The sequence below is a fragment of the Streptomyces sp. NPDC058307 genome, from assembly GCF_042880295.1.
Lineage (GTDB): Bacteria > Actinomycetota > Actinomycetes > Streptomycetales > Streptomycetaceae > Streptomyces.
Window position 1 is genome coordinate 1 of record NZ_JBHVYZ010000094.1, and the last position, 24,827, is coordinate 24,827.

A 24,827-nucleotide genomic window follows, 5' to 3' on the forward strand; every position below is an offset into this window, starting at 1 on the left:
CGCCCACGCCTACCGCGACTGGCTCCAAGCCGCTTGACAGGCAATAGGAGCATCAATGGCCGACGGAGCGCTACTTGAGACCGGTGGTGAATGGCGGGCAAGCCTGCTTCCGGAGCCGGCCGGTCAGCCTCGCAGGTCGGACAGGTCCTCGTCACTGAGACCAAGATCGTTCGCCGCGAGGTTCTCCTCCAGGTGTTCGAGAGAACCGGTACCCGGAATCGCCAGTGCCGTCGGCGAGGCCGCCAGCAGGGAGGCGATCGCGACCTGCGCTGTGGTCGCCCCCAGACGTGCTGCCACCTTGCCGAGCCGTTCGGCGTCGAGCGGGCCGCTGCCGACCCCGCCGCCGAGCGGGAAGTACGGCACGTACGCGATGCCCGCTTCCTCGCTCTCCGCCAGCAGCCCCCTGTCACCGGTGTGCCTGTTCTGCACCGCCGCGACGGGCGCGATCGCCCGGGCCTCGGCGAGCTGGGCGCCGTCGACGTTACTGACGCCCAGGTGTCGGATCAGCCCCTGCGCGCGGAGCTCGGCCAGGACCGCGAACCGTTCGGCGATCGACTCGCCCCCCGGCCCGGTCATCCCGCCGACCCGCAGATAGACCAGGTCGAGCCGGTCGAGACCCAGACAGCGCAGATCCGCCTCGACCAGCCCACGCAGCTGATCAGCCGTCGCCTGCCCGCTCGGCACACCGTTCGGACCGGGCAACGGCCCCACCTTCGTCGCGATGACCAGGTCGTCACGGTAAGGAGCCAATGCCCTGCGGATCAGCTCGTTGGCCCACACAGCGTCCCTGCCGTAGAAACCGGCCGTATCGATGTGGTTCACGCCCAGCTCCACGGCCCGGCGGAGCACCGCGATGCCCGTCTCGGGATCTCGCGCCGGACCGGCGAAGGTGCCCATCGCCAGGCGCATCGCGCCGAAGCCGAGCCGGTTGACCGTCAGGTCTCCGCCGAGGGAGAAAGTCTTGATCGTCACTGCCGCACGAGACCATCCTCATCGACCGGCGGGTGATGATCCTTGCCGGCCAGGAGACCCCCAACGGCCGCGAGTTCACCGTGACGACGTCACGGATCCTGGTCGACGGCGTTCACTCGCTGTTCCGGGCCCTCTGGGACGCCGCCGTCGATCTCGAAACCTATCTCCGCAGCGACGTCCCGCACCTCGACGCCGACGGCCGCATGGTCCTCAAAGCCCTCGCTTCGGGCCTCACCGACGCATCGGCAGCCAAACAGCTCGGCGTCTCACTGCGCACCTATCGGCGGCGTGTGGCCGAGCTGATGGCCGAACTCGAGGCCGACTCCCGCTTCCAGGCCGGGCTGCGTGCAGGCGAGCTGGGGCTGCCCCGCTGAAACCACAGCGATCGCGACCTGCGGGCGTCAGAGCTTCTCGGGCGTCCTGATCCCCAGCAGCGCCATGCCCCGGTGCAGGGTGCGGGCCGTGAGGTCGCACAGGAACAGGCGGTTCTCCACGATCTCCTGGGCCGGGCGGGGCCGGATCACCGGGCACTGGTCGTAGAACGTGGTGAACAGGGACGCCAGTTGGTACACGTACGCGGCGACCTTGTGGGGGGCGTACTCCGCCGTCGCCTCGAAGACCGTGGCGCCGAAGGCGTCCAGGTGAAGGGCCAACGCCCGTTCCGCCGGGGCCAGTTCGAGCTCCGGGTGCGGTGCGGGCGAGGCGTCCTCCGCCTTGCGTAGGATCGACCGGATACGGGCGTACGCGTACTGCAGGTACACGGACGTGTCGCCGTTCAGCGAGACCATCTGGTCCAGGTCGAACTTGTAGTCCCGGCTCGGCGACGTCGATAGGTCCGCGTACTTCACGGCGCCGATCCCGACGTACCGGCCGTTCTCGACGATCTCCTCCTCGGTCAGGCCCACCTTCTCGGCCTTCTCGCGGACCACGGCCGTGGCCCGCTCCACCGCCTCGTCCAGCAGGTCCTCAAGCCGTACCGTCTCGCCCTCACGCGTCTTGAACGGCTTGCCGTCCGCGCCCAGCACCGTGCCGTAGCCCATGTTGTGCGCGGTGACGCCCTCGGTCAGCCAGCCCGCGCGCCGGGCCGCCTCGAAGACCATCTTGAAGTGCAGGGACTGGCGTACGTCCACCACGTAGAGGAGCGTGGTCGCCCGGAGGTCGACGACCCGGTTCCTGATCGCCGTCAGGTCGCTCGCCGCGTAGCCGAAGCCGTCGTCCGCCTTCTGCACGATCAGCGGCACCGGCTGGTCGTCCTTGCCGCGGATCTCGTCGAAGAAGACGACCAGCGCGCCCTCGGAGCGGACCGCGACACCCATCTCCTCCAGGAGGCGGGCAGTCTCGGGCATGCCCTCGTTGTACGCCGACTCGCCGACGATCTCCTCGTCGCGGATCTCCATGTCCAGCTTCTCGAAGACGGAGTAGAAGTAGACCTTCGACTCGTCCACGAACTGCTGCCAGAGTTCGAGGGTCTCCTTGTCACCGGACTGCAGGGCGACGACCCGCTTCCGCGCCCGCTCCTTGAACTCCTCGTCGGAGTCGAAGAGCACACGGGACGCCTTGTACACCCGGTTCAGGTTCGACATGGCCTGCTCGCCGTCGACCTCGTCCGCAGGGGCCAGCTCGCCAGGGTTCTCGATCAGGTACTGGATGAGCATGCCGAACTGGGTGCCCCAGTCGCCGATGTGGTGCCGGCCGATCGTCTTCTCGCCGGTGAAGTCGAGCATGCCGCGCAGGGCGTCGCCGATCACCGCGGAGCGCAGATGGCCGACGTGCATCTCCTTCGCCACGTTCGGCTGGGCGTAGTCGATCACCGTGATGCCGGGCTCGTCCTTGAGCGGTACGCCGAGACGGTCGGTGTCCGCGTAGCGCGCGGCCAGGGTCTCGGTGATCGCCCGGTCGGTGATCGTGATGTTCAGGAAGCCCGGACCCGAGACCTCGACGTCCTTGATCACGTCACCGGTCTCGATCCGGGAGACGACCTGCGTCGCCAGGTCCCTCGGGTTCGCCTTGGCCTTCTTGGCGAGGGCGAGGATGCCGTTCGCCTGGAAGTCCGCCCGGTCGCTGCGTCGGAGCAGGGGGTCCGCGGAGGCCTCCGGCAAGGTGGCCGAGATCGCGGAGGTGAGCTGCTGGTTGACGGCGTCGCTGAGGGACGTGACCGGGGCCATGGGAGTGGGTGCCGTTCTCCTCGGGGGATCAGATAGACACGGTCAGTATCCCATGGGGGGTAAAGCGGTTTTCTCGCGCGCGGGACGGTCTGTGAGAATGAGGTGTCCATCAAGCCTTCAGTACTCCAGTACTTCAGTAAAAGAGGACGTGCCGATCGTGGCTCAGAGCACCGAGACCACCGACTGGGTCTCCCGTTTCGCGGATGAGGTCATCGAGGAGTCGGAGCGTCGGGCCCCCGGCAAACCCGTGGTCGTCGCCTCTGGGCTCTCCCCGTCCGGACCCATCCACCTGGGGAACCTCCGCGAGGTCATGACCCCCCACCTCGTCGCCGACGAGATCCGGCGCCGCGGCCACCAGGTGCGCCACCTCATCTCCTGGGACGACTACGACCGCTACCGCAAGGTGCCGGCCGGCGTCACCGGGGTCGACGAGTCGTGGGCCGAGCACATCGGCAAGCCCCTGACCTCCGTGCCCGCGCCGAAGGGGTCCGCCCACCCGAACTGGGCCGAGCACTTCAAGGCCGCCATGGTCGACGCGCTCGCCGAGCTCGGCGTCGAGTTCGACGGGATCAGCCAGACCGCGCAGTACACCTCGGGCGTCTACCGCGAGCAGATCCTGCACGCCATGGCGCACCGCGGGGACATCGACGCGATCCTCGACCAGTACCGGACCAAGAAGGCCCCGGCCGCCGCGAAGAAGCAGCAGAAGCCGCTCGACGAGGCCGAGGTCGAGGCCGCCGAAGGGTCCGGCGCGGCCGCCGAGGACGACGGCTCCTCCGGATCCGCCGGATACTTCCCGTACAAGCCCTACTGCGGCAACTGCGAGAAGGACCTCACCACCGTCACCTCCTACGACGACGCCACGACCGAGCTGTCGTACACCTGCAACGCCTGCGGGTTCTCCGAGACCGTCCGGCTCAACGAGTTCAACCGCGGCAAGCTCGTCTGGAAGGTCGACTGGCCCATGCGCTGGGCCTACGAGGGCGTCGTCTTCGAGCCCAGCGGCGTCGACCACTCCTCGCCCGGCTCCTCCTTCCAGGTCGGCGGACAGATCGTCGGGATCTTCGGCGGCAAGCAGCCCATCGGGCCGATGTACGCCTTCGTCGGCATCTCCGGGATGGCGAAGATGTCGTCGTCCAAGGGCGGCGTGCCCACACCGGGCGACGCCCTGAAGATCATGGAGCCGCAGCTGCTGCGCTGGCTCTACGCCCGCCGCAGGCCCAACCAGTCCTTCAAGATCGCCTTCGACCAGGAGATCCAGCGGCTCTACGACGAGTGGGACAAGCTGGACGCCAAGGTCGCCGACGGATCCGCGCTGCCCGGCGACGTCGCCGCGCACTCCCGCGCGGTCGGCACCGCGGGCGGGACGCTCCCGACCACCCCCCGGCCCCTGCCGTACCGGACCCTCGCCTCCGTCGCCGACATCACCGCCGGACACGCGGACCAGGCGCTGCGCATCCTCAGCGACCTCGACCCAGACAACCCGCTCTCCTCGCTGGACGAGGCCCGGCCCCGGTACGACAGGGCCGAAGCCTGGATCAACACCCAGGTGCCCGCCGACCAGCGGACCATCGTGCGCACCGAGCCCGACGCCGAACTGCTGAAGTCCCTCGACGAGGCCTCCCAGCAGTCGCTGCGGCTGCTCCTCGACGGGCTGGCCTCGCACTGGTCGCTCGACGGGCTGACCCACCTCGTGTACGGCGTGCCCAAGGTGCAGGCCGGATTCTCCGCGGACGCCACGCCCAAGGAACTGCCGGCCGAGATCAAGACCGCCCAGCGGACGTTCTTCGCCCTGCTCTACCAGCTGCTGGTCTCCCGGGACACCGGGCCCCGGCTGCCCACGCTGCTGCTGGCCGTGGGACAGGAGCGGGTCCGGGCGCTGCTCGGGGAGTAGACGGTACGGAAAAGGGGGCCCTTCGGTGAGGAGGGCCCCCTTTCGCGTGCCTTTCGCGTGTCTCAGGCGATGTGGTCTTCCTGGAGCTCCGCGGTGTGGCGGTTCGTGAAGCGGTTGACCATGCGCTCGGCCTCACGCTGGGGGAGTACCACGCCGTACGTCGCCTCCACGTCCCCCCGGAGCTGGCCGGGAGAGGGATAGCTGCCGTCTATCGACTTCTTGAAGACCTGGTAGAAGTCCTCCTCCGTCGGCTCCGGGGTGCCGCCGCCCTCACCCAGCTCCCTGGTACGTCCGTTGCTCACCGGGATTGGAAAGCTGCCCGTCTCCTCCATCGAGGGCTCCCTGGGGGGCTCCTCGTACTGGATCTGCTGCAGCTCGTACTGCTCGGCCTCCATCTGCTCCTCGTACCACCGCTCGTACTGCTCGGCGGGGTCGTAGTTGGGGTTGTAGCCGCCGTGGTACTCGATCTGCTGCGGGGCCTCGAACCAGGGGCTCAGGTCGGGCTCGGGTTCCGGCTGGACCTGCGGCTGCTGAGAGGTGCCGTTCAGCTCACGGCGCTGCTCGCCGGCGGGCGCGGCACGCTGCGGGTCGGGAACCGCCCCGGCGTCACGATCACCCGCGACCACGTCGACCGCAGGCACCGGCGGGAGCAGCACCGGCTCGATGCCCGCCGCCGCCAGGCCCGACGGAGCCGTCTTTGCCAGCGGAACCCCGTACCTGGCCAGCCGGAGCGGCATCAGGGACTCCACCGGAGCCTTACGACGCCAGGCCCGGCCGAAGCGGGAGTGCAGACGGGCCTGGTAGACAAGACGGTCCTGTTCGAGCTTGATGACCTGCTCGTAGGAGCGCAGCTCCCACAGCTTCATCCGACGCCACAGGAGAAAAGTCGGGATCGGGGACAGCAGCCAGCGGGTGAGGCGGACCCCCTCCATGTGCTTGTCCGCCGTGATGTCCGCGATCCGGCCGATCGCGTGCCGGGCGGCCTCCACCGACACCACGAACAGGATCGGGATCACCGCGTGCATGCCCACACCCAGCGGATCCGGCCAGGCCGCCGCGCCGTTGAAGGCGATCGTGGCGGCCGTCAGGAGCCACGCCGTCTGGCGCAGCAACGGGAACGGGATACGGATCCACGTCAGGAGCAGGTCCAGCGCTTCCCTGATGATTCAATGAGTTCAAGCGTCAATGGAGGGGTGCATGGGCTCGTGGTTCGTTGTGTGGGTGCCGGATCCGGAGCGGTGGGGTGTGCTGCCCGCGGAGGGGGTGCTGGGGGTCCGGGATCTGCCGCAGGCAGTGGCACGGATTGGGCTGCGGCCCGGCGATCCGGTGTTCGTCCGGCCGGACGGCGTGGTGGATACGGATCTGCTCGACTTCGTCCGCTCGAAGGATTTCCGGAGCCTGGAGCGCGAGACGAAGCGGAACTACGCGACTGACATCCGGCTGTTGCTGGAGTTCCTGTCCTCGCGGCGGGTGCCGTGGCGGAAGGCTACCGAGCAGGATCTGGCCGACTACCGGGACTGGCGGTGTGAGGCACCAGCGAATCCCGAGCGGATCAGCGGGGCCAAGTGGAACCGGGAGGCGGCGGCGTTCACGAAGCTGTTCACGTGGGGGAAGGTCCGGCCGTTGCCAGTGGACGTGTCGCGACGTGAGGACCGGGCGGCGGACTCTGTCAGCGCGCGGGTGTCGTGGCTGACGCCGCGGACCTGGGCACTGTGGTCAGACATCGGGCTGCGTGGTCACGACAGGACTGGGGTGCCGGTGCCGGGGTGGGACGCGCGGACGGAGTTGCGCAACACCGCCTTCGTGCAGCTGCTGCTCAGCTCTGGACTGCGGCGGCAAGAGGGCGGATCGCTGCTGACGTTCGAGCTGCCCACACAGCAGCTGAGGCACGGCCGGTACTGCCACGGCTCCATCGCCGGGGCGGTGACCAGGGCGAAGCGGGGGAGGACTTTCTACGCGTCGGTGGATGCGGTCGGGCAGGTCGAGGCCTACATCGAGTCGGAGCGGGCGTGGGCTGTACAGCGAGCCCAGGCAGAAGGCCGCTACGAGCGTCTGCCGGTGATGTGGCTGGTCACGAAGGTGAGTCGGGGACTGAAGCCTTCGGTGGAGTGGGTGGACCAGGACGGCGTTCTCGGCAGCCGGGAGCTGGGGCGGCTGGGGTGGCGAGAACGCCAGTGGCTGTTCCTGGACGGGGCTGCGGGGCCGGAGCCGGCCTGGCTATGGCTGTCCGAACAGGGCATGCCGATGGCGCCGGACCGCTGGAACGCCGTGTTCCGGTCCGCGAACCTGCGCTGCGAGGAAGTTCTGCTCACGCCGCAGGAGCGAGCGCTGGGAAGGGGATTTCGGCTGGCGGAGGTACGTGGCAGAAGCCCGTACGCGACCCCGCATTCCGCCAGGCACTCGTACGCGCTCTATATGTTGGTCGTGCTGAACGAGCTGATGGATAACCGCTACGGGCTCACGCGGAAGGATCGGCGGGACTTCGCGCTGCTCTTCGGCGACCCGTGGTGGCTGGTCAAGACGCTGCTGGGGCACGCGGACGTGGAGACGACGAAGCGGCACTACCTCGCGCCCGTAGCACACCTGCAACTGGAGTCGATTCTCGCCGCCGCCGAGACCGACGACGAGCCAGACCAAGAGCGCGGAAACCTGGACGACGTCTTCGCACGGCTCGCCCGAGAGTCGGCCGGAATCCAGGACATCGACACCCTCCTCAGGGAGGCCTCGTGAGCCGCCGAGGGCATCGGGCCGCGCTGCCTCCGGCCGAGCACCGCACCGAATCGCCACTGGGGCCGGATGGCTTGGTGGTGACGGTGATCAACAAGGCTGGGCTTACGAGGGAGTTCGACTTCGCGGAACTGCCGGTGCCCGATCGTTTGCAGCGTTCGCTGGCCCGGCTGTTCGCAGCGCAGTCGCGGGCCTGGACCAGCCATGAGACCGCCAAGACCTGCTGGTCCAGGGTGACGGTGTTCGCCACGTTCCTGTCCGAGCTCGAGAACACGCCGCAGGACCTGGACGAGGTGACTGTGGCCATCCTCAAGCGCTGGCGGACCCGACACGTCAGCACCACGACGGGCAAAGCGGTGCTGAGCACGATCCGATTGCTGCTGCGGCAGGATCCGCGGTTCACCGGTGGCCCCGTGACGGAAGAACTGTTGCGGCGTTTCCCGGCTGCGAAGCCCAGCAAGCAGTCCTACGAGGACGACGAGAGGAAGCGCGTCGTACTGGCCGCACAGCGGCAGTTCAGAGCGGCATGGCTGCGGATCGGTGAGAATACTCGCTTGCTCCGGGCGTGGCAGGCGGGCGAGCCGGTAAAAGGCAGCCGGGACTGGCGGCTCGGGGAAGTCCTGGACCACCTCGCGCGTACGGGGGATGTCCCGCGCAGCATCCTGCCGAGCGGCCAGCCCCATGTGGACCACCGCAGTCTGCTCGGCGGTGCCAGTCCTGAGAAGACCTGGGGACGGCTGTTCCTGTCTCGCATGGAACTGACGGCACTGGCTGTTCTCCTCACTGACCGGTTCGCCTGGAACCTGAAGGTCTACGACCGAATGCCGACGCCGACCGCCGCGCCCTCCGCGGGCGAGAAGGCTTCGATCACGTACCAGGTCCAGGTGGAGAAGCACCGTGCGGGCCGGGGGCGATGGTTCTCCACGGAGAACATCACCGACTCCGGCGCCGACTCCCCGGGACGGCTGATCACACAGGCGCTGGAGGCGACCGAACACGGGCGGGCTCTGGCGGCCCGCCTGGCACCAGGCACTGATCTGCTGATGGTCTCGCGCTTGTACGCCCCGTCGCGGGTCGCCCACCGGCATCAGGACACCGAGCGCCCACGCCCGGTAGGACCGTTGTCATTCGGCATCGCCTACAACGACGCGCAGCGCTGGCAGGAGGCACACGACCTCGGCGGTTCGCCGTTTCAGCGCGCACGCCGCACTACGGTGACCCGTGAGGGGCGTCCTCGGCAGCACACCCAGGACACCAACGAGCGCGTCTACGTACTGCCCGACGCACGTGTTCAGCGCGACTCACGAAGCGTCTTCGCGGACGGCGCGATGGAGGCTCTGGAGCAGGCCCGGGCGGAGGTCTTCCCGGGGCACCTCGTCGACGCGCCGAACCCCGCCCACGTACAGACGGTGACGGCGGACTGTGAGGATGAGAAGACGAGCCCCTGGCCGGCGCCAGGAGGCGGCTGCGGAGCCGACTTCATGCTCTGCCTCGCCTGCAAGAACGCCTACGTCCACCCCGGCCACCATCCACGTCTCGCGCTCCTACACCAGCAGCTCGAAAGCCTCCGTTCCGTCTTGGAGGACGGCGTCTGGAACGAGCAGTGGCAGGACCACCTCCTGCGGCTGGAAGACCTGCGCGACAAGGTTGGCGCCGCCGCCTGGGACGCGGCGCTGGCCCGCGCTGGCAGCGACGACCACACCCTTGTCCGGCTGCTGGTGAAGGGAGATCTCACCCCGTGACCGCCGCTCTCGCGCACGAGGACGACCCCTACGTTCTCCCGGTGCCCATGCCGGACAGCCCCGTAGTACTGCCTCGATGGATCAGTCCCGGCAACACCCATCCGAACTCCCACTACCGTGACCCTGTCTGGTCGCTGGCCCCGCTCATCGACAATCCCGGTGCCACGCTGATCACGATTCACTGGAAGAACTGCCCGGCCCCGTTGCAGGGGGAGATGAAGCGTGTCGTCTGGGCTCTGATCAACGGTGAGCGAAGGCCCACCTACCTCCGCAGCAAAGGGCTCTCGGCCCGGGGGCGGGTCTCGGCCTCGACCATGCTGCAGAAGTACTGCGAGTGGTTCCGGCTGGCCAACTGGCTACATCAGCACGGCATTACCCATCTCGCCGACTGCACGGCAGACATGTGGCGGGCCTATGCGAGCGAACGCCGAGACGAGGGCATCAGCCGGGTCCATGCCGAGATGGTCCTTGGCTATTTCACCGACTTGTGGGTGTACGACCAACTCAGTACGTGTCCCGCTGGCATCAGCCGCCCTCCGTGGGAGACCGAGGGCATCGACGACTTTCTCCCCGCTGCCGATGGGGCGGACAGTGCCGAGAACTCCACAGAGCCGCTCGACCCGCAGGTCATGGGACCGCTGTTGGTATGGGCGCTGCGGTTCGTCGACGACTTCGCTGACGACATCCTGGCAGCCTGGACCGAACAGCGCCGCCTGGTGGACGTGGCGGCGAACAACACCGCCACATCGGCGAGTCGGGCTGCGCTCAAGGAGTACCTGCTTCCATTGGTCGACAAGGGCGCTCCACTGCCTGCGGTCCATGTCAAGGGCAGGTTGTACCTGGCCCGCGACTACGTCGCCGCCCACACGGGCGCCACTCACACCCAGATCGAGAGACTCGTCAAACTTCATGGTCTGCAAGACCTCGTTGTTCAACGCCCGGCGCCCTGCCCGCTGGACGTCCCTATCGCCGGAAAGATCGACGGTAGGCCCTGGCGCGAGTACATCACCTTTGGCGAAGCCACCACGCTGATGCAGCACCTGGGCACCGCCGCCACCATCGTGATCGTCTACCTCACCGGCATGCGTCCACAGGAAGCCCAGGCCCTTCGCTCGGGCTGCTGCCCCGACTCCGAACCAGCCGACGACGGTACGCCGGGACGGCATCTCATCCGGAGCCGCCATTTCAAGAACGTCCTCGATGAAGACGGCAACCACGCCTCAGCCGGCGAGGTCCGTGGGGTTCCCTGGGTCGCGATCACCCCTGTCGTTCGGGCTATTCGGGTCCTGGAACGGATGGTTCCCGAGGGGGAACTTCTCCTCAGCGCCGCCCACCATGATGTTCACCGCCCCGGTGGCAGGCAGTTCCAAGGTGCGATCCGGAGAACCTCGCTGAACAGGCGGATCGAGGCATTCGTCGCCTGGGTGAACCGCGAGGCCGAGACTCAGGGGCTGCCCGACAAAGCCGTCCCTGAGGACCCGCACGGCGCGATCGGGATGTCCCGCTTCCGCCGCACCCTGGCTTGGCACGTCGCCCGTCGCCCCGGCGGGCTGATCGCCCTGGCCATCCAGTACGGTCACATGCGCACCGTCCTGGACACCCGGACCACCAGCGGCTACGCCTCCCGCAGTCGTCGCGGCCTGCACAGCGTCCTCGACGTCGAGACCGCCCTCGCGGCCGCCGAAACCGCCGTCCGCCTCCGCGACCGAGCCGCAGCCGGCGAGAAGATCTCCGGACCGGCCGCCCGCCGAGCCCTCACCGCAGCCGGGCATGCACCCCGGTTCGAGGGCCGTCTCGTCCCCAAGACCTTCGCCAGAAAGGCCACCAAATTTCTGGCCCGAGACGGAGTCGTGCTCTACGACAACCCCGACGCATTCCTGATCTGCGCGTTCAAGCATGACAACGCACTGTGCGAACCCGCCCCGGGCGCCACCGCCCCGCGTCAGTACGCCTGCACACCGGGCTGTGGCAACACCGTCCGCACCGACACTCACGCCCGCCAACTACGCCGACGAGCTGAGGAGATCGACCAACTTGCTGCCCGCGCCCCTGGCCCGGTTGCCAAGCGCTTGCGGGCCAACGCCGATCGGCTCCGAGAAACGGCCGACACTCACGACGCCACCGCCCAGTCCATCGAGGCCCTGACATGACTCAGCATCACCCTGACGAGCGCACCCGAATTCGGGAGGCCATGGACCGCCTCCTGACTGGACAGGCCACCGTCTCCAACGGCAGTCTCACCGTCGCCGCTCTCGCCGTCGAGGCCGGCGTTCACCGCATGGCCCTGATGAAGCGCCACGCCGACCTGAAGAACGAGTTCTACGAACGAGTCCGCGCCGAAACCCCGCAGGTCCCCGAGACCGAGAAACGGCTCCGCGAGACCGTCACCAAGCTCAGGCAGACCATCGCGAACAAAAACGCCGAGATCGAGGAGCTCCGCCAGCAGGTGACCCGCCTTACTCTCGCAAGCGCAGTCCTCACTCGGCAGCAGGAGGACTCCTCAGCACCGCTGAAATCGAACCCTGGCAATGTCGTTCCGTTCCGTTAATTGGAACACTGACGACCTCACCAGCTTGGTCTCCTTCTCGCCGGGCTCTGTGAAGCCCACCTTCTGGGCCAGCAGGTTTCGTGGATGGCATAGCGATAAGTTTCGGGTCGGTTACCGAAACGGTGGCTGGCGAATCAGAGATTTTGCTGGCGCGCCAGCCGTGGAACCTACTATTTCGGCTGAAACTTCCGCTGCTCGGCCAGCGTGAGGCTATCCGCAAGGTCTGGCCAGTCCATCTCCTTCATCAGGAGGCGTGCGGTGGCGACGAAAAGCTTGTGGCGAGCCGGGTCGTCCTCCAGCCTCTCGACCACTTGGGCAAGGACATGAGCAGTGCGCATGGCGTTTGTTTGTGCGTCCCCGGCTCGGCCGACGAAAGGCAGGATGTGCGTGTTGAACTCATCCCACACGATCGAATGGTGCCCTTCGCGATGGCGTTCGAGCCACCAGGCACGTGCTGTATCCGCGTCGGCGAGCACCTTGTCCCGCATGTATGCCACACGAGTCTCATGCAGATCATGTTGGAGCTGCTGATCGCGCAAGGCGTCTTCATATGCCTGGGCACGAGCTGCCGCTTCGGCTTCCAGCCGGAGGACGAGGTGTGCTTTGATCTCAATCGGCCACCTCGCATCCACCTGCCGCCAATCGGACAGCTCCAGCGCGAGCGCGCTCTCCGCCTCGTCAAGTTGCCCAGGCAGATATCCGCGGGTGATCTGCGAAGCCTTCTCCTCTAGCGCCATCCGTGCAGCCGAACGTACCAGGGCGCGTTTTTGACGCTGCTCGCCTGAAGCGAGGCGGCAGTGCAGCACACCGCTGACCGTATAGGCCACGCCCCAGAGCTTCGTTGGCCACGTAGTCGAAACGCGGTGACGAAGACGTCGGCGCAGCCCGAGGTACGCCATCATCAGCTTGATGCCTTCTCGCGTTCATGAGTCCTGATGATTACTCGTTCGAGGACTTCGCCCCAGAAGGAATCCTGGAAGTCACGGTCCTGTGCAAAGAATCGCTGCAGACCGCTTCGATAGATCTTGGGTTCGTACACATCGGCCATGAGATCGACTAGCAGCGCTGAGGGCAGCAGCCCGCTCTCGGCTGCGACTCCCCACCTGCCTAGCTGCTCATCTGCTGCGCTCTGGGACTCATCGTCCTGGAGTAGTTGCTGCCAGGCCCGTACGAAGCGCTGCCTGCCCGCAGCATCATCCGTCATGCTCAGAAGAAGCCGTGTCCCTTCGTCGGTGGCAGCCAGGGAGAGGAAAGCGACCAAAGCATGCCTTTTGGCGGGTTCCTCTGTCAGCCACGTCTCGAGAGCCTTGGCTACTTCGGCCGAGTTGATCTGGGTAAGCCGCCGGAACGCATCAACCATGGCGGAGGATGGGAACGGAGCGTGGACGGCTGCCCTGGCCAGTCGCGTCATTGCGATTGACGGCTGGCGGACGGCAAGTTCCCCTCCACAGATCTGCGTCACCAGATCCACCATCGCCGGCGACGGTTTACCGAGCATCCACCGGTACAGGCGTCCCCGGACATATTTGCCCAGAGTGGGGTCGAGTGCCGCAGATGTGAGAGCTTCCACTGCTAGCGGAAGGCGGCGCCCAGTCACCTCCTTGGCGACGCTGTCGATAATGCTGGTGTCGTGCACTTCCTTCGACAATTCAAGGAGTGCGGAAAGAGCGATGCGCGCGTCGTCCTCGGGTACGGCCTGCTGCGCGACGACCGACACAGCCCATGAACGCAACAGATCTCGTTGGGTCGGGAACTCATCCCAGAGATGCCTGAGGATGGCCGGTGCCAGATCGTGCTTGTCCAACTCGTGGAACGCCCGATCTCCATGCGGCCAAAGCGCGGCGGCCTTCAGACGGTGACTGGACGTGGCATCTGCCAGAATGTCCAGGGGTTTCCGCCCGAATTCGAGTTTTTCGAGAAGTGCATCGGCGGCATGAAGTACTGACCGCTTTCGGCCGCCGTTGATCAGCGCCCCCGCCCAGACGGTGGCACGGGTGGATACGAGCTCTGGCTCACCAGGTCCTTGCCTGGTCGGGGTGAGGAGTTTGTTGATGTGTGTGTTCCATCCCTGGAACTCCTCAACGACGGTGTTGTCGTTCTCTTTTGCCTCATAGACGATGCGAGCGAGTCGTCGGGCTTCCTGGGCAGGTGGATTGGAACGCCAGATGTCGTTGTACGCATCCTGGTCGAGCCAGGAGACTCGATCTTCTGCACCCATCTGTCGAAGTTCTTGGCGCACCAGAGGCTTAGCGTTCGGTGAAGAATGCTTGACAGTGATGTGGCGCGTCTCTTCAGACCATTCATTCGTCCACTCGTCAGGGGTGGTGAGAACGACGAGATAGCAAGACTTCTTTACGCCGTCGATGCCGTAATTGATCAGACCCTGACCGAATCGAGGTCCAGGCTGCTGCGGCATGCCTGAGAGGTCGAGAACGTAGCCGTGACCAGTTGCGGCTGGCAGCTTCGTAGCGTCGGGTTTCGACCACTCCGGCTCGAGGTCCACGAGGGTCAGCGGTAGCGATCCCACGGTAGTCAGGAGACGCAGCGCGGTGCTGCGCCGGCCCGTGCCCGGTGGCGCGCAGAGAATGACGACTCCGTGCTCCTTGATCAGGAACTGTGCCTGTTCCCAGCAGTCGGCGTCACGTGGCGGGATGAAACGATCATTGGTGCATGCAGCGAGATCCACTTGATGCACCGGCTGCTGCCGCACAAAATCGCCGCCGTAAAAGTGCTGGCTCTCCGCCTGGAATGCGGTGGCGTAGGGGGCCACGTTCTGCACATGAGAGCCCATGGCAGGCATGACCTGCGGGGGAGTCGCTGGTCCAGGAGTACCCCCCTCGATGCCCGGCTCTTCTGCTGGTGCCGCAGGTACTGGCAGCTCGTCGATCCTCTCGCTGTCCTCGCTGACGCGTGTGGGCGCAGGCACAGGGGCACCGTGAGCGGCCGGCGGAGAAAGCGTGCCTCCGTCGGTTGAAAGCATGCCTCCCTGCCCAGGCATGAGCTGGCTTTCGGGCCTTGCGTGGGGGACGGCCCACTCCCCGGATCCGCCGGCTGGCGTCGGGGCGGGTTTCCCCGGATACAGGACGCTGGTTGCCTCCGATTCCTCTTCCGGAGGGAAGGCGTTGCCTGAACGGCCCGTGAGGTTGAGCCGGTCGGCCCAGCGCCAGCGCGGTGTGGCAGTGGAGGATGGGTCCTCCTGGGCCGGTTCAGTCTGGTGCCCGAACCCATCGTCAGACGGCTTCGGGGGAGTACCAGGTGAGTTGTCAGGCTCACCAGCAGTGAATGGGTTGTCGGTCATCGCAGGCCTCCCACGCCGCCGTTGAAGTACTGGTGCTGGCCCTGGAAGTTCCCGTTGCCGTTCTGAACAAAGGATGGCGCGGAGGCAGGTTGTGAGTCCTCACGGCGTGTTCCCTGTGAGGGCGGGGCCGTACTGCTTTGCTCTGGGACTTCGAAAAGCGAACGATCGGCAAGTCCCCAATCGAGGCCGGGAACATGCAGCCAGGCAGGCTGGGCGAACTTCTTGGCCTTGGCGATGTTCTGCGCGAAGTCCTCGGCGACAGTGCTGCCTGTTTCGAGCCCGCTCTGAAAGACGTCCTCGTACACGCGTTGCGAGATGATCATCACCGTGTTTGCGCGCTTGGCCTTCGCGAGAAGATCCCGGAGGGTCTGGTCGTCGAGAAGGCGGTGAGTCTCGACCATGGGAACGCCCAGCCCGGAAGGGGGCAGCGGACCTACATGGACGCTGACGCGCAGTTGCAGCGGGCTCTTGCCGGGGTTCTGCCTTCTGTACTCGTGCAGAACATCACTGAGGGCTCCGGGGAAGCATCCCACCAGGGCCAGCAGCACCTCGGGGTCCAGACCTGCGACATACCCGTCACCCGTGTGCTGCGGGAAGGCCCGCTGTTCCCAGTGCGCGCTAAGGCCGGTGGCCGACAGGGCCTGCGCGAGCACTTGCTGGATGTCTGCGTTGATCTCCTGCATGCGTTTGCTGGTATGAGAGCTGAAGTCTCTGGCATCAACCGCAAGTACAGCCCGGTAGGGCCACAGGCGCTCCCATGAAGGTGCCATTGATGTGTCCTCCTCTTGTCGGGGTGGTAGAAGCCACTGTGGCGGTGAACGCGGCGGGGTACCGTCCAGCTTTGGACGGTGCGAAGGTGACGTGGGTCACGGTGAGGCTGGTGGGTGCTGTCACCCTTCGGACAGCTTGGTGAGGGCTGCGCTGTCCGTGACCACCAGACGCTCCCGGCCCAGCTCGAGGACACGGGCATCATGAAGCTCTCGTAAGACGGCCATCGCTGACGAGCGGCTCATCGAAGCCATCGCTGCCAACTCGTCTCGGGACATCCCGAGCCGGAGGACGACCGTCCCGTCGTCCGCACTCTCGCCGACTTCCGAAGCCAGATACTCAATCACCCGGGCCACCCGGGCCTGCGGCGACAGCCTCATCAACGCGGTGCGCAGCTGCTCGTTCTCGTGCATGCGCTGAACAGTGAGCCGATACACAGTCGGGTTGAGGCCGTGTCGGTCGATGTATCCCCGAAACGCGTGCGCGGGAAGGACGTATCCGACGCACTCGGAGACCGCCTTCACGGACGCCGATCGAGGCTTGTCGAGGAGTGCGCCGATCTCGCCCAAGACCTCGCCCTGGCCGCGCAGCGCTAGAGGTGTCTCCGTCCCGTCTCCCGCCAACCGGACGATCTTGACGATTCCGTCAGTCAGGGCGATGACGAAGTCAGGTGACTCTCCCTGGTGAAACAGCCATGTGGCTCGCGCGTAGCGGCGCCTCTGCCCTCGGTGCAGTAAGTCATTCCAGGCGGCATCCGATACCAAATGACGAAAATTCACTTCATCCCCCCGAGGCGTCGCTCACCCTATTGCGGCCGAGGCGCCAATCACCGCGCAACCCGTCACCGCTAGCAGCAGGGAGAGCTGTACTCGACGGTGCTTGGTCCAGGCGATCTCGCTCATGACGACGATCTGCCGTGACAGCGCGGACAACGCGGAGCCCGAGCGCAGAGCAGCTTCCAGGGTCTCCGGCTCGAAGTGGCGTAGATGCCCGAAGAACAGATAGTCGTCGTCCGGGCCAGGTCCTCTGCGCTCCAACCGCAGGTTGGGGGCCACCGCAGCGGCGGCCAGAAGCGCTCCGCAGAGAAGGATGCACCCACCCGTCCACAACAGCACATGGCCGGCCATGTTCCGTGCGCCGACTCCGCGGCCCGAGGCGGCCAGTACCCCGAGCAGGGCGAGCACCGTTGACTGGAGGCTGAGAGCGATGGACGCCTTTGTGTCCGCCTTGCCTGTCGAATCGGCCAATGCCGCCTGGATCTTCCAGGCCGTTTCCAGCGGGTCGGCGGCCACCCTGCCTCCTCCTGACTACTTCAGCTGAACTGCGGTGATCCGCCCCCAGGATCCGCTACGGACTCCCGCGGCACGTCCGTCACCGGGTGAGTTGGCTGAAAATGACCGCCCTCTTCGTTCTCTCCGGGCTTCTGCAGCTCACCAAGATGCTTTCCGGCTGGGAGACCCGGGCGGCACCGAGTTCGTCGCTACAGCCGTTCTCCCCACAGGGGCAATCAAACTGAACAGAAGAACTTGACAGGGAACAGCGCCAGCAGGACACAGATGCCCGCGTCGATACCGATCGGGAAGACGTAACTGAAGTTCCCGAAGCCCTTTTGAATGGCGAGTTCACGGACGGCCGCGTACGACCCCGCGAAGCCGATGCCGGCGATGATCACGGCGCCGAACACGACCACGCCTATGAGAATGCGATGCATTCGAGTCAGCTGCATGGGCGCGGACACCCGTACTCCCCTCCCAGTGCGTGTTGTTGCGCGCAACAGAGTGGCACATATGTGCTGCGCACGGATGGCCGGTACGTGCCGTCAGGCCTTCTTCAGCCCGACTTCGCGGCCGACTTGGACGGAGATGCCGACTTCGAGCCGGACTTCGACGCGGACTTCGACGCGGACTTCGAGGCGGACGCGGACGGGGACGCGGACTTCGACGGGGCCTTGGACGGGCCCTTCGAACCTGACGCGGACTCCGACGGGGCCGGGCTCGCCGCACCCTCGCCGTTCGCCGCCGACACCGCGGTCACCGCCTCCTTGGCCGCCCGCTCCGCCAGCTTCGCCAGGGCGTCCGTGCTCGGCGCCTTGTCACCGGCCAGACCCGCGCCGTTGTAGTCGACGGTCACGACGACGTTCTCCACGCGCGTGACCACCGTCTGCTGCTTGAAGGCGCCTTCCTTCTTCTTCAGGTCGTAACGCACCAGCGTCGCCGCGTCACCCGCCCCCGACACCGACTGCGACTTGGCGTTCTTCGCACCCGCCACCGACTGCGCGTCCTGGATCTGCTGCTCGTAGTACTTCTGCGCCTGCGCCTCACCCGTACCGCGCGAGGTGTCCGACTCGAAACGCAGCAGCGAGACATTCAGCCAGCGGAACTGAGAGCCCTTCACCCCGTTGTTGTCGAGGCTGCTCCACGAGCAACTGCCGCGCGTACCCGCCTCCGACGTGCCCTTCTTGCCGGCCTTCGGAGCCTCGGGCACCAGCGACTTCAGAGTCTTCGCGGACAGCACCCCGCACGACTCGGGAAGCGACTTGTACGCCGCCGCCTGCACCGTGGGCGCCGCGCTCGCGGAGGCCGACACCGTCGCACCGGCGCCCGCGGCCTTGTCACCACCGCTGCCGGAGCCGGAGTCGCCGGAGCCGGAGTCGGAGGAGCAGCCGGCGGCGATCAGCATCACCGGGACTGCGGCCGCGCAGACAAGGACGCGGTGAAGACGCTTCGCTCTCCCCCACTGCCCGAAAGACGTGGGAGGGGCCCCCAGAACACCCTGGTCACGCTCTGCTCGTCGCTGCATGGTTCCTTCACTCATGACGCTTGTGGTTCCTGCCGTCGGATCGGGTCCGAGGGGCCACGGTACGCGGTGAGGATGCCGTGCGGTCCAGCTTCGAACGCCTCGTGCGCACGGGTGAGGGGCATGTGAAGAGCACTCAGCCCGACAGCGACCCGGCCAGCTGAGAGGCCAGTTTCCGGGCGTTGTCCTGCATTTCCTTGCTGTCCGGGGTCGCACCGATCGTCGTCGGCTGCTCCTCGTACTCGATGGTCACGATCACGTTGGACGTGCGGAACGCCACAGTCACCTTGCGCTGCTGGGCCGTCGAACCCGAGTTGCTCAACACGTCGTCCAGGAACGCCTCGTCGCCCAGATCGTCCAGGACACGGGGCTGGAGATCCGACGGGGTCGCGGACGCCGAACCACTCGGACTCGCGGAACCACTCGCAGTGGCCGTCGGGGAAGCCGTGGCACTGGCGGTGCCGCTCTCCGCCACGTCGGACACCGCACTCGACGTCGCCGCCACCGGGAGATCGGCCTTCTCCTCGACCTGCGCGAACAGCTGCTGCGCCTGACTGTCGTCGCTGACCGCGTTGTCGTACGACACCACCCGCTCGAAGTCGACCGACAGGTACTCGGTGGCGTCCGTGGCCTCCACCTTCCAACGGCAGCCCACCTTGCGGTCCGTGTCGTAGGTGAGCGTCGCCTCGCCCGCGTACGCCTTGGCGCGCTGGTCCTCGTCGGCGATCTGCTGGATACCGGGCAGCAGCACGTCCAGACTGCTCTGGCCGACCACCCCGCAGGCCTCGGGCAGCGTGCGGTACTTGCCGGGCTGCGCTACGACGGAGGCGGTGCCGGTGTCGTCCGGGTTGGCGTTGTCCGTCGGACTGTCGCCGCCCGAGCTGCCGGTGCAGCCGGCCAGCAGCGCCGCGAGGAGGGCGGCGACGCCGGGTACGTAGGCCTTCCGCTGCACGGTGGGGCTCCTCTCGGAATGTCTCCGACTCGTGGGGATCTTCAGTGTCCCCGCAGGTTATTCGCTTGCCGCACGGGGGCGTCCCCAGCAGACAATGTCTATCGCACGCACTGCCGTGAACGCCGGTCCGTCATCCCATACGTCGACCTTGGCGCGGCTTTTGCGATTCAAGACTTCTGTTTGTTTTCCGGGGGAATGAGGACGATATGTCGTACGTGGAGATGCCGGGCGCCAAGGTCCCGATCCGCATGTGGACCGACCCGGCGACCGTCGAGGACGTGGCCCTGCAGCAGCTGCGCAACGTCGCGACGCTGCCGTGGATCAAGGGGCTGGCGGTGATGCCGGACGTGCACTACGGCAAGGGCGCGACGGTCGGGTCCGTGATCGCCATGCAGGGTGCGGTGTGCCCGGCGGCGGTGGGAGTGGACATCGGCTGCGGGATGTCGGCGGTGAAGACGTCCCTGACGGCGAACGACCTGCCGGGGGACCTGTCCCGGCTGCGCTCGAAGATCGAGCAGGCGATTCCGGTGGGGCGGGGGATGCATGACAGTCCGGTGGAGCCGGGGCGGCTGCATGGTTTCGGAACGGCTGGGTGGGATGGCTTCTGGGGGCGGTTCGATGGGATCGCCGAAGCGGTCAAATTCCGTCGAGATCGTGCGGAAAGGCAAATTGGGACACTTGGATCGGGCAACCACTTCACAGAAGTGTGCATAAGTGATCAGGGTGAGATCTGGCTCATGCTCCACTCCGGTTCCCGGAACATCGGCAAGGAGCTGGCCGAGCACCACATCGGCGTGGCCCAGAAGCTTCCGCACAACCAGGGGCTGATCGACCGGGACCTCGCGGTCTTCGTCGCGGACACCCCGCAGATGGCGGCCTACCAGAACGACCTCTACTGGGCTCAGGAGTACGCCAAGTACAACCGGTCGATCATGATGGCCCTCTTCAAGGACGTGATCCGCAAGGAGTTCAAGAAGGCCAAGGTGACCTTCGAGCCCGAGGTGAGCTGCCATCACAACTACGTGAGCCGCGAGCGTTACGAGGGCATGGACCTGCTTGTCACGCGCAAGGGGGCGATCAGCGCCCGGGCGGGCGAGTACGGCATCATCCCCGGTTCCATGGGGACGGGGTCGTACATCGTGAAGGGCCTCGGCAACGAGAAGGCCTTCAACTCGGCCTCGCACGGCGCCGGTCGGCGCATGAGCCGTAGCGCGGCCAAGCGGCGGTTCTCGACGCGCGACCTGGAGGAGCAGACGCGGGGCGTGGAGTGCCGTAAGGACTCCGGTGTCGTGGACGAGATCCCGGGCGCCTACAAGTCGATCGATCAGGTCATCGACCAGCAGCGGGACCTGGTGGAGGTCGTGGCGAAGCTGAAGCAGGTCGTGTGCGTGAAGGGGTGAGAGCTGCCGCTCACTTGGGGGCGTGCGTCACCGCGTAGATCATGACGAAGGGTCCTGCGGGTCTTTGCGGTCCCCGGTCACAGGTCCCTGTGGACCTTTGTGTTGGACGCCTGGGCTCGGGGGCGCAGGACCAGGAGGTCTACGTTGACGTGGCTGGGGCGGGTCACCGCCCAGGCGATGGTGTCGGCCACGTCGTCGGCGGTGAGGGGTTCCGCGACGCCCTGGTAGACCTTCTCCGCTTTCTCCTGGTCGCCGCCGAAGCGGGTCAGGGCGAACTCGTCGGTCTTGACCATGCCGGGCGCGATCTCGATCACGCGGACGGGACGGCCGACGATCTCCAGGCGGAGGGTCTCCGCCAGGACGTGGGCGCCGTGCTTGGCGGCGACGTAGCCCGCGCCGCCCTCGTAGGTGCCGTGGCCCGCCGTGGAGGAGACGACGACGACCGTGCCGTCGCCGCTCGCGTCGAGCTTGGGGAGCAGGGCCTGGGTGACGTTGAGGGTGCCGATGACGTTCGTCTCGTACATCGAGCGCCAGTCGGCGGGGTCGCCGGTGGCGACCGGGTCGGCTCCGAGGGCTCCGCCGGCGTTGTTCACGAGGACGCCGACCGTCTTGAAGGCGGAGGCGAACTCGTCGACCGCGGCCCGGTCCGTCACGTCCAGCTGGTAGGCCGTCGCCTGGTGGCCCGCCGTGTTGATCTCCTCCGCGAGCGCCTCGATGCGGTCCTTGCGGCGGGCGGTCAGGACGACGCGGTAGCCGGCCGCGGCGAGCTGCCGTGCGGTGGCCGCGCCGATTCCGCTGCTCGCCCCGGTGACGATCGCGATCCGGGACGCGGGGGACGGGGCGGCGGGGGCCATGGCTGCTCCTCGGGCGGGGGTGGGTGCGGGCTCCCGCCAGGATAGGTCGGCGATGGTCGGAGGCTGCGGGCGGTCCGGATCGCGGGCGGTCGGCGTGACGTCCTGAGTGCGGCCGGTCAGTCGCCCCGCGGGGCGTACATGATGACCGCCATGCCCGCGAGGCAGATGAGCGCGCCCGCGATGTCCCAGCGGTCGGGGCGGTAGCCGTCCGCCGCCATGCCCCACAGGATCGAGCCGGCCACGAAGATGCCGCCGTACGCGGCGAGGATGCGGCCGAAGTGCGCGTCGGGCTGGAAGGTGGCGACGAAGCCGTAGGCGCCGAGGGCGAGGATGCCGCCCGCGGTCCACATCCAGCCGCGGTGCTCCCGTACGCCCTGCCAGACCAGCCAGGCGCCGCCGATCTCGAAGAGGGCGGCCACGACGAAGAGGGCGACGGAGCGGGCTACGAGCATGTGGATCAGCTTCGCATGCCCGTCGGCAGGCCCCGGTGTCACCTGATGGAGGGCGCCTGTCGGCTGCCGTACGTGGGATACATCCCTGCGACCGCGGCGGTTCGGGCGGCTGGAGCGAGGAGTGGGTGGCATGCGGCGGGTGCTTGCGGTGTGGGGTGCGGCGCTGGTGGCGCTGGTGGCAGGTGGGGGTACGGCGGTCGCGGTCGGCGGGCCCGAGGCGGATCTGGCGTATCACGGGGCCGCGTCCCTGTCCGGTGGGCAGGTGGACGTGCGGTTCACGCCGCGCAATGACGGGCCTGCCGCCGTTCCGGACGCGACCGTACGGCTGCGGTGGTCGGAGCCTCTCGCGGACGCGCAGACGCTGCCGACGGGGTGTGCGCGGTCGGAGGAGCGGGTGGTGTCGTGCGCGGTGGGGGCGCTGGCGGCGGACGGGGTGGGGGAGCGGGTCGACCTGCGGGTGCGGTTGCGGGGGGTGCCGTCGGAGGTGCTGCTGGAGATCGACACGGTGGGGAACGGGGGGACGGTGAACGGCAACCGGGAGAACGACCGGCAGCGGGTGCTGGTGCTGGACAGTGGGGACGAGTACTACTTCTGACGGGTCAGGCCAGTGCCTGTGCCGCGGCCAGTGCCTGTGCCGCGGAGTAGCCCGGTCGCTTGTGCGTACGCCGTCGGCGGGACCCCTACCGTCGTTGTGAAGTCCCGGATCAGGTGGGCCTGGTCGGCGTAGCCCAGGTCGGCGGCGAGGGTGGCCCAGTCGACCTCGCTGCGGGTGCCGGCGAGCTCCAGGGCCTCGTGGATGCGGTAGCGGAGGATGACCCACTTCGGGCTCACGCCGACGTAGGCGGAGAAGAGGCGTTGCAGGGCCCGTACCGAGAGTCCCGCCGTGCGGGCGAAGTCGTCGACGCGGCGCACGGTTCGCTCGTCGTGGACGTGGTCGACGAGGGCCGTGGCGAGGTCGGCCTGCGGGTCGGGGGTGGCCGGGGCGAGGCGGAGGAGGAAGGCGTCGAGTGCGGCGACGCGGGCCTCGTCGGTGGCGGGGGTCACGACGGAGCCGGCGGTGTCCGTCGTGATCTGCGGGAACACGTCCCGGGCGGCGAGCACCTCGGCCGTCCAGTGGGACACCGGGTGCTCGGGGGCGTAGGGCCGGAAGCCGCCGGGGCGGAACTTCACTCCGCAGACCCGGCCCCTGCCGGTGAGCCTCCTGGTGTAGAGGCCGCCGGGGATGCCCGTCAGCTCGGCGTAGGGCGACCCCTCGTCCTGCTGGAAGGTGAGGTGGACGGAGGGGTGCGGCACGACGTGGGAGGCGTAGGGCTCGGGCAGGTCCCAGTCGATGAACCAGTACTGCTCGACGTACCGGCGCAGCGGTTCGGCGGGCTCGTGGCGGCGGAACCGCACCCGGGTCAGCAGCCCGGCCGGGTCGACGATCCCGCGGGTGTCGCGGCGGGGGGCGGCCATGAGGGGATCGTACGTCCGGGGGCGGGCGTCGCGTTTCTTCAAGAAGGGCGGTCGGCGGTCTTCGTACGGTCGGGGCATGGACACGAACGCGGCGAAGAAGACGTACGGCATCGGTGAACTGCTGGGGATGGCCCGGGAACGGGCGGTTCCGGTGTTCCGGGGGATTCCGGACGAGGCTCTCGGGGCTGCCACGCCCTGCGCGGAGTACGACGTGAAGGCGCTGGTCAACCATGTCTTCCAGGTGATCGTGCAGTTCCAGCGGCTGGCTGTGAAGGAGCCGTCGGACTTCGACGGGGCGGTCCCGGACCGGGTGAGCGAGGGCCCGGACTGGCGGGATCGGCTCGCGCAGGAGGCGGACCGGCTGGTGGCGGTCTGGTCGGCGCCCGGCGCCGAGGAGGGCACGACCGGGGCGATGGACATGCCGGCGCGGCTGGTCGGCTCGATGGCGCTGCTCGATCTGACCGTGCATGTGTGGGACCTGGCGCGGGCGACGGGACAGGAGTACGGGCCGGCCGACGAGGCGGTCGTGGCGGAGCTGACGGGCGCGGTGGCCCAACTGGCGCCCACAGCTCGGAAGATGGGGGTGTTCGGGGACCCGGTCCCGGTGGCCGAGGACGCGCCGGCGTTCGAGCGGCTGCTGGCGGGGACGGGGCGGGATCCGCGCTGGGGGTGAGGTGCGGGGTGGGGGCGGGGCTGCTGGTGGGGGTGGTGGCGGTTCGAGGCTGGGGTGGTGGGGCGGCGGCGAGGGAGGGTACGTACGGCCGGTACGCCCCCCGAGCGCCTCGCGCTGCTCGGGGGGCGTAC

General features: G+C 67.6%; 20 protein-coding genes and 3 pseudogenes. 9 read left to right on the forward strand and 14 right to left on the reverse strand.

The features are described from left to right. Nucleotides 1–123: 123 nt before the first annotated feature. Entirely contained in the window at nucleotides 124–972 is an 849-nt protein-coding gene (locus ACFVYN_RS38405; RefSeq protein ID WP_390006948.1) for an oxidoreductase, read from the reverse strand. Here ACFVYN_RS38405 and ACFVYN_RS38410 point away from each other — a divergent pair. Then, nucleotides 966–1,346, forward strand: a pseudogene (locus ACFVYN_RS38410) (DNA-binding response regulator); the annotation flags it as partial. The gene ACFVYN_RS38405 and the pseudogene ACFVYN_RS38410 overlap by 7 nt on opposite strands. A gap of 27 nt (nucleotides 1,347–1,373) precedes the next feature. Here ACFVYN_RS38410 and argS read toward each other — a convergent pair. Further along, entirely contained in the window at nucleotides 1,374–3,137 is a 1,764-nt protein-coding gene (gene argS / locus ACFVYN_RS38415; protein WP_390006950.1) for an arginine--tRNA ligase, read from the reverse strand. Nucleotides 3,138–3,285: 148 nt separating this feature from the next. On the opposite strand from argS, the gene lysS reads away from it, so the two are divergent. Next, nucleotides 3,286–5,031 carry a lysine--tRNA ligase gene (gene lysS, locus ACFVYN_RS38420; RefSeq protein ID WP_390006951.1) on the forward strand — a complete coding sequence of 582 codons (1,746 nt, stop codon included), beginning with the start codon at nucleotides 3,286–3,288 and terminating at the stop codon, nucleotides 5,029–5,031. 62 nt (nucleotides 5,032–5,093) lie between these two features. On the opposite strand, the pseudogene ACFVYN_RS38425 reads toward lysS, so the two are convergent. Continuing rightward, nucleotides 5,094–6,185, reverse strand: a pseudogene (locus ACFVYN_RS38425) (DUF2637 domain-containing protein); the annotation flags it as partial. Between the two features lie 43 nt (nucleotides 6,186–6,228). Between ACFVYN_RS38425 and ACFVYN_RS38430 the strand changes: the two are divergent. The 4 genes from ACFVYN_RS38430 to ACFVYN_RS38445 are packed head-to-tail and all read left to right on the forward strand — an operon-like array spanning nucleotide 6,229 to nucleotide 12,048. Beyond that, nucleotides 6,229–7,761 (forward strand): site-specific integrase, encoded by a 1,533-nt coding sequence (locus tag ACFVYN_RS38430; protein WP_390006952.1) that lies wholly within the window; start codon nucleotides 6,229–6,231, stop codon nucleotides 7,759–7,761. After that, nucleotides 7,758–9,500 carry a hypothetical protein gene (locus ACFVYN_RS38435; protein WP_390006953.1) on the forward strand — a complete coding sequence of 581 codons (1,743 nt, stop codon included), beginning with the start codon at nucleotides 7,758–7,760 and terminating at the stop codon, nucleotides 9,498–9,500. Before ACFVYN_RS38430 ends, ACFVYN_RS38435 begins: the two co-directional genes overlap by 4 nt. Beyond that, nucleotides 9,497–11,650 (forward strand): integrase, encoded by a 2,154-nt coding sequence (locus ACFVYN_RS38440; protein ID WP_390006955.1) that lies wholly within the window; start codon nucleotides 9,497–9,499, stop codon nucleotides 11,648–11,650. Before ACFVYN_RS38435 ends, ACFVYN_RS38440 begins: the two co-directional genes overlap by 4 nt. After that, nucleotides 11,647–12,048, forward strand: coding sequence for a hypothetical protein (locus tag ACFVYN_RS38445; RefSeq protein ID WP_390006956.1), 402 nt, complete (start codon nucleotides 11,647–11,649; stop codon nucleotides 12,046–12,048). Before ACFVYN_RS38440 ends, ACFVYN_RS38445 begins: the two co-directional genes overlap by 4 nt. A 170-nt stretch (nucleotides 12,049–12,218) precedes the next feature. Here the strand turns inward: ACFVYN_RS38445 and ACFVYN_RS38450 are convergent, their stop codons facing one another. The 8 genes and pseudogenes from ACFVYN_RS38450 to ACFVYN_RS38485 all read right to left on the reverse strand — a co-directional run bounded on the left by ACFVYN_RS38450 (nucleotide 12,219) and on the right by ACFVYN_RS38485 (nucleotide 19,862). Continuing rightward, on the reverse strand, nucleotides 12,219–12,875 hold the full coding sequence (locus ACFVYN_RS38450) for a hypothetical protein (RefSeq protein WP_390006957.1): 657 nt from the start codon (nucleotides 12,873–12,875) through the stop codon (nucleotides 12,219–12,221). Between the two features lie 74 nt (nucleotides 12,876–12,949). Then, the gene (locus ACFVYN_RS38455; RefSeq protein ID WP_390006958.1) at nucleotides 12,950–14,818 is read right to left on the reverse strand and encodes a hypothetical protein; all 1,869 of its coding nucleotides are present in this window, start codon (nucleotides 14,816–14,818) and stop codon (nucleotides 12,950–12,952) included. Between the two features lie 524 nt (nucleotides 14,819–15,342). Then, on the reverse strand, nucleotides 15,343–16,029 hold the full coding sequence (locus ACFVYN_RS38460) for a hypothetical protein (protein ID WP_390006960.1): 687 nt from the start codon (nucleotides 16,027–16,029) through the stop codon (nucleotides 15,343–15,345). A gap of 207 nt (nucleotides 16,030–16,236) precedes the next feature. Beyond that, nucleotides 16,237–16,893, reverse strand: coding sequence for a Crp/Fnr family transcriptional regulator (locus ACFVYN_RS38465; RefSeq protein WP_390006962.1), 657 nt, complete (start codon nucleotides 16,891–16,893; stop codon nucleotides 16,237–16,239). Between the two features lie 21 nt (nucleotides 16,894–16,914). Next, nucleotides 16,915–17,406 (reverse strand): Pycsar system effector family protein, encoded by a 492-nt coding sequence (locus ACFVYN_RS38470; protein ID WP_390006964.1) that lies wholly within the window; start codon nucleotides 17,404–17,406, stop codon nucleotides 16,915–16,917. Nucleotides 17,407–17,651: 245 nt separating this feature from the next. After that, nucleotides 17,652–17,852, reverse strand: a pseudogene (locus tag ACFVYN_RS38475) (DUF2637 domain-containing protein); the annotation flags it as partial. Between the two features lie 92 nt (nucleotides 17,853–17,944). Continuing rightward, entirely contained in the window at nucleotides 17,945–18,793 is an 849-nt protein-coding gene (locus ACFVYN_RS38480) for a DUF3558 domain-containing protein (RefSeq protein ID WP_390006966.1), read from the reverse strand. Between the two features lie 253 nt (nucleotides 18,794–19,046). Continuing rightward, nucleotides 19,047–19,862: a DUF3558 domain-containing protein gene (locus tag ACFVYN_RS38485; RefSeq protein ID WP_390006967.1), complete on the reverse strand. Its 816-nt coding sequence runs from the start codon at nucleotides 19,860–19,862 to the stop codon at nucleotides 19,047–19,049. Between the two features lie 206 nt (nucleotides 19,863–20,068). On the opposite strand from ACFVYN_RS38485, the gene ACFVYN_RS38490 reads away from it, so the two are divergent. Next, nucleotides 20,069–21,262 (forward strand): RtcB family protein, encoded by a 1,194-nt coding sequence (locus ACFVYN_RS38490; RefSeq protein WP_390006969.1) that lies wholly within the window; start codon nucleotides 20,069–20,071, stop codon nucleotides 21,260–21,262. Between the two features lie 77 nt (nucleotides 21,263–21,339). On the opposite strand, the gene ACFVYN_RS38495 is transcribed toward ACFVYN_RS38490, so the two are convergent. Together ACFVYN_RS38495 and ACFVYN_RS38500 are read right to left on the reverse strand one after the other, a co-directional pair. Beyond that, a complete protein-coding gene (locus ACFVYN_RS38495; RefSeq protein ID WP_390006970.1) occupies nucleotides 21,340–22,116 on the reverse strand; it encodes an SDR family NAD(P)-dependent oxidoreductase in 777 nt (258 codons plus the stop codon). Between the two features lie 116 nt (nucleotides 22,117–22,232). Continuing rightward, the gene (locus ACFVYN_RS38500; RefSeq protein ID WP_390006972.1) at nucleotides 22,233–22,568 is read right to left on the reverse strand and encodes a YnfA family protein; all 336 of its coding nucleotides are present in this window, start codon (nucleotides 22,566–22,568) and stop codon (nucleotides 22,233–22,235) included. Nucleotides 22,569–22,698: 130 nt separating this feature from the next. On the opposite strand from ACFVYN_RS38500, the gene ACFVYN_RS38505 reads away from it, so the two are divergent. Next, nucleotides 22,699–23,163, forward strand: coding sequence for a hypothetical protein (locus ACFVYN_RS38505; RefSeq protein ID WP_390006974.1), 465 nt, complete (start codon nucleotides 22,699–22,701; stop codon nucleotides 23,161–23,163). Here the strand turns inward: ACFVYN_RS38505 and ACFVYN_RS38510 are convergent. Next, nucleotides 23,154–24,023, reverse strand: coding sequence for a DUF6597 domain-containing transcriptional factor (locus ACFVYN_RS38510; protein ID WP_390006975.1), 870 nt, complete (start codon nucleotides 24,021–24,023; stop codon nucleotides 23,154–23,156). The two genes, ACFVYN_RS38505 and ACFVYN_RS38510, sit on opposite strands and share 10 nt — an antisense overlap. Before the next feature lie 76 nt (nucleotides 24,024–24,099). Here ACFVYN_RS38510 and ACFVYN_RS38515 point away from each other — a divergent pair, with 76 nt between their 5' ends. Continuing rightward, nucleotides 24,100–24,696: a TIGR03086 family metal-binding protein gene (locus ACFVYN_RS38515; RefSeq protein ID WP_390006977.1), complete on the forward strand. Its 597-nt coding sequence runs from the start codon at nucleotides 24,100–24,102 to the stop codon at nucleotides 24,694–24,696. The last annotated feature ends 131 nt before the right edge of the window (nucleotides 24,697–24,827 follow it).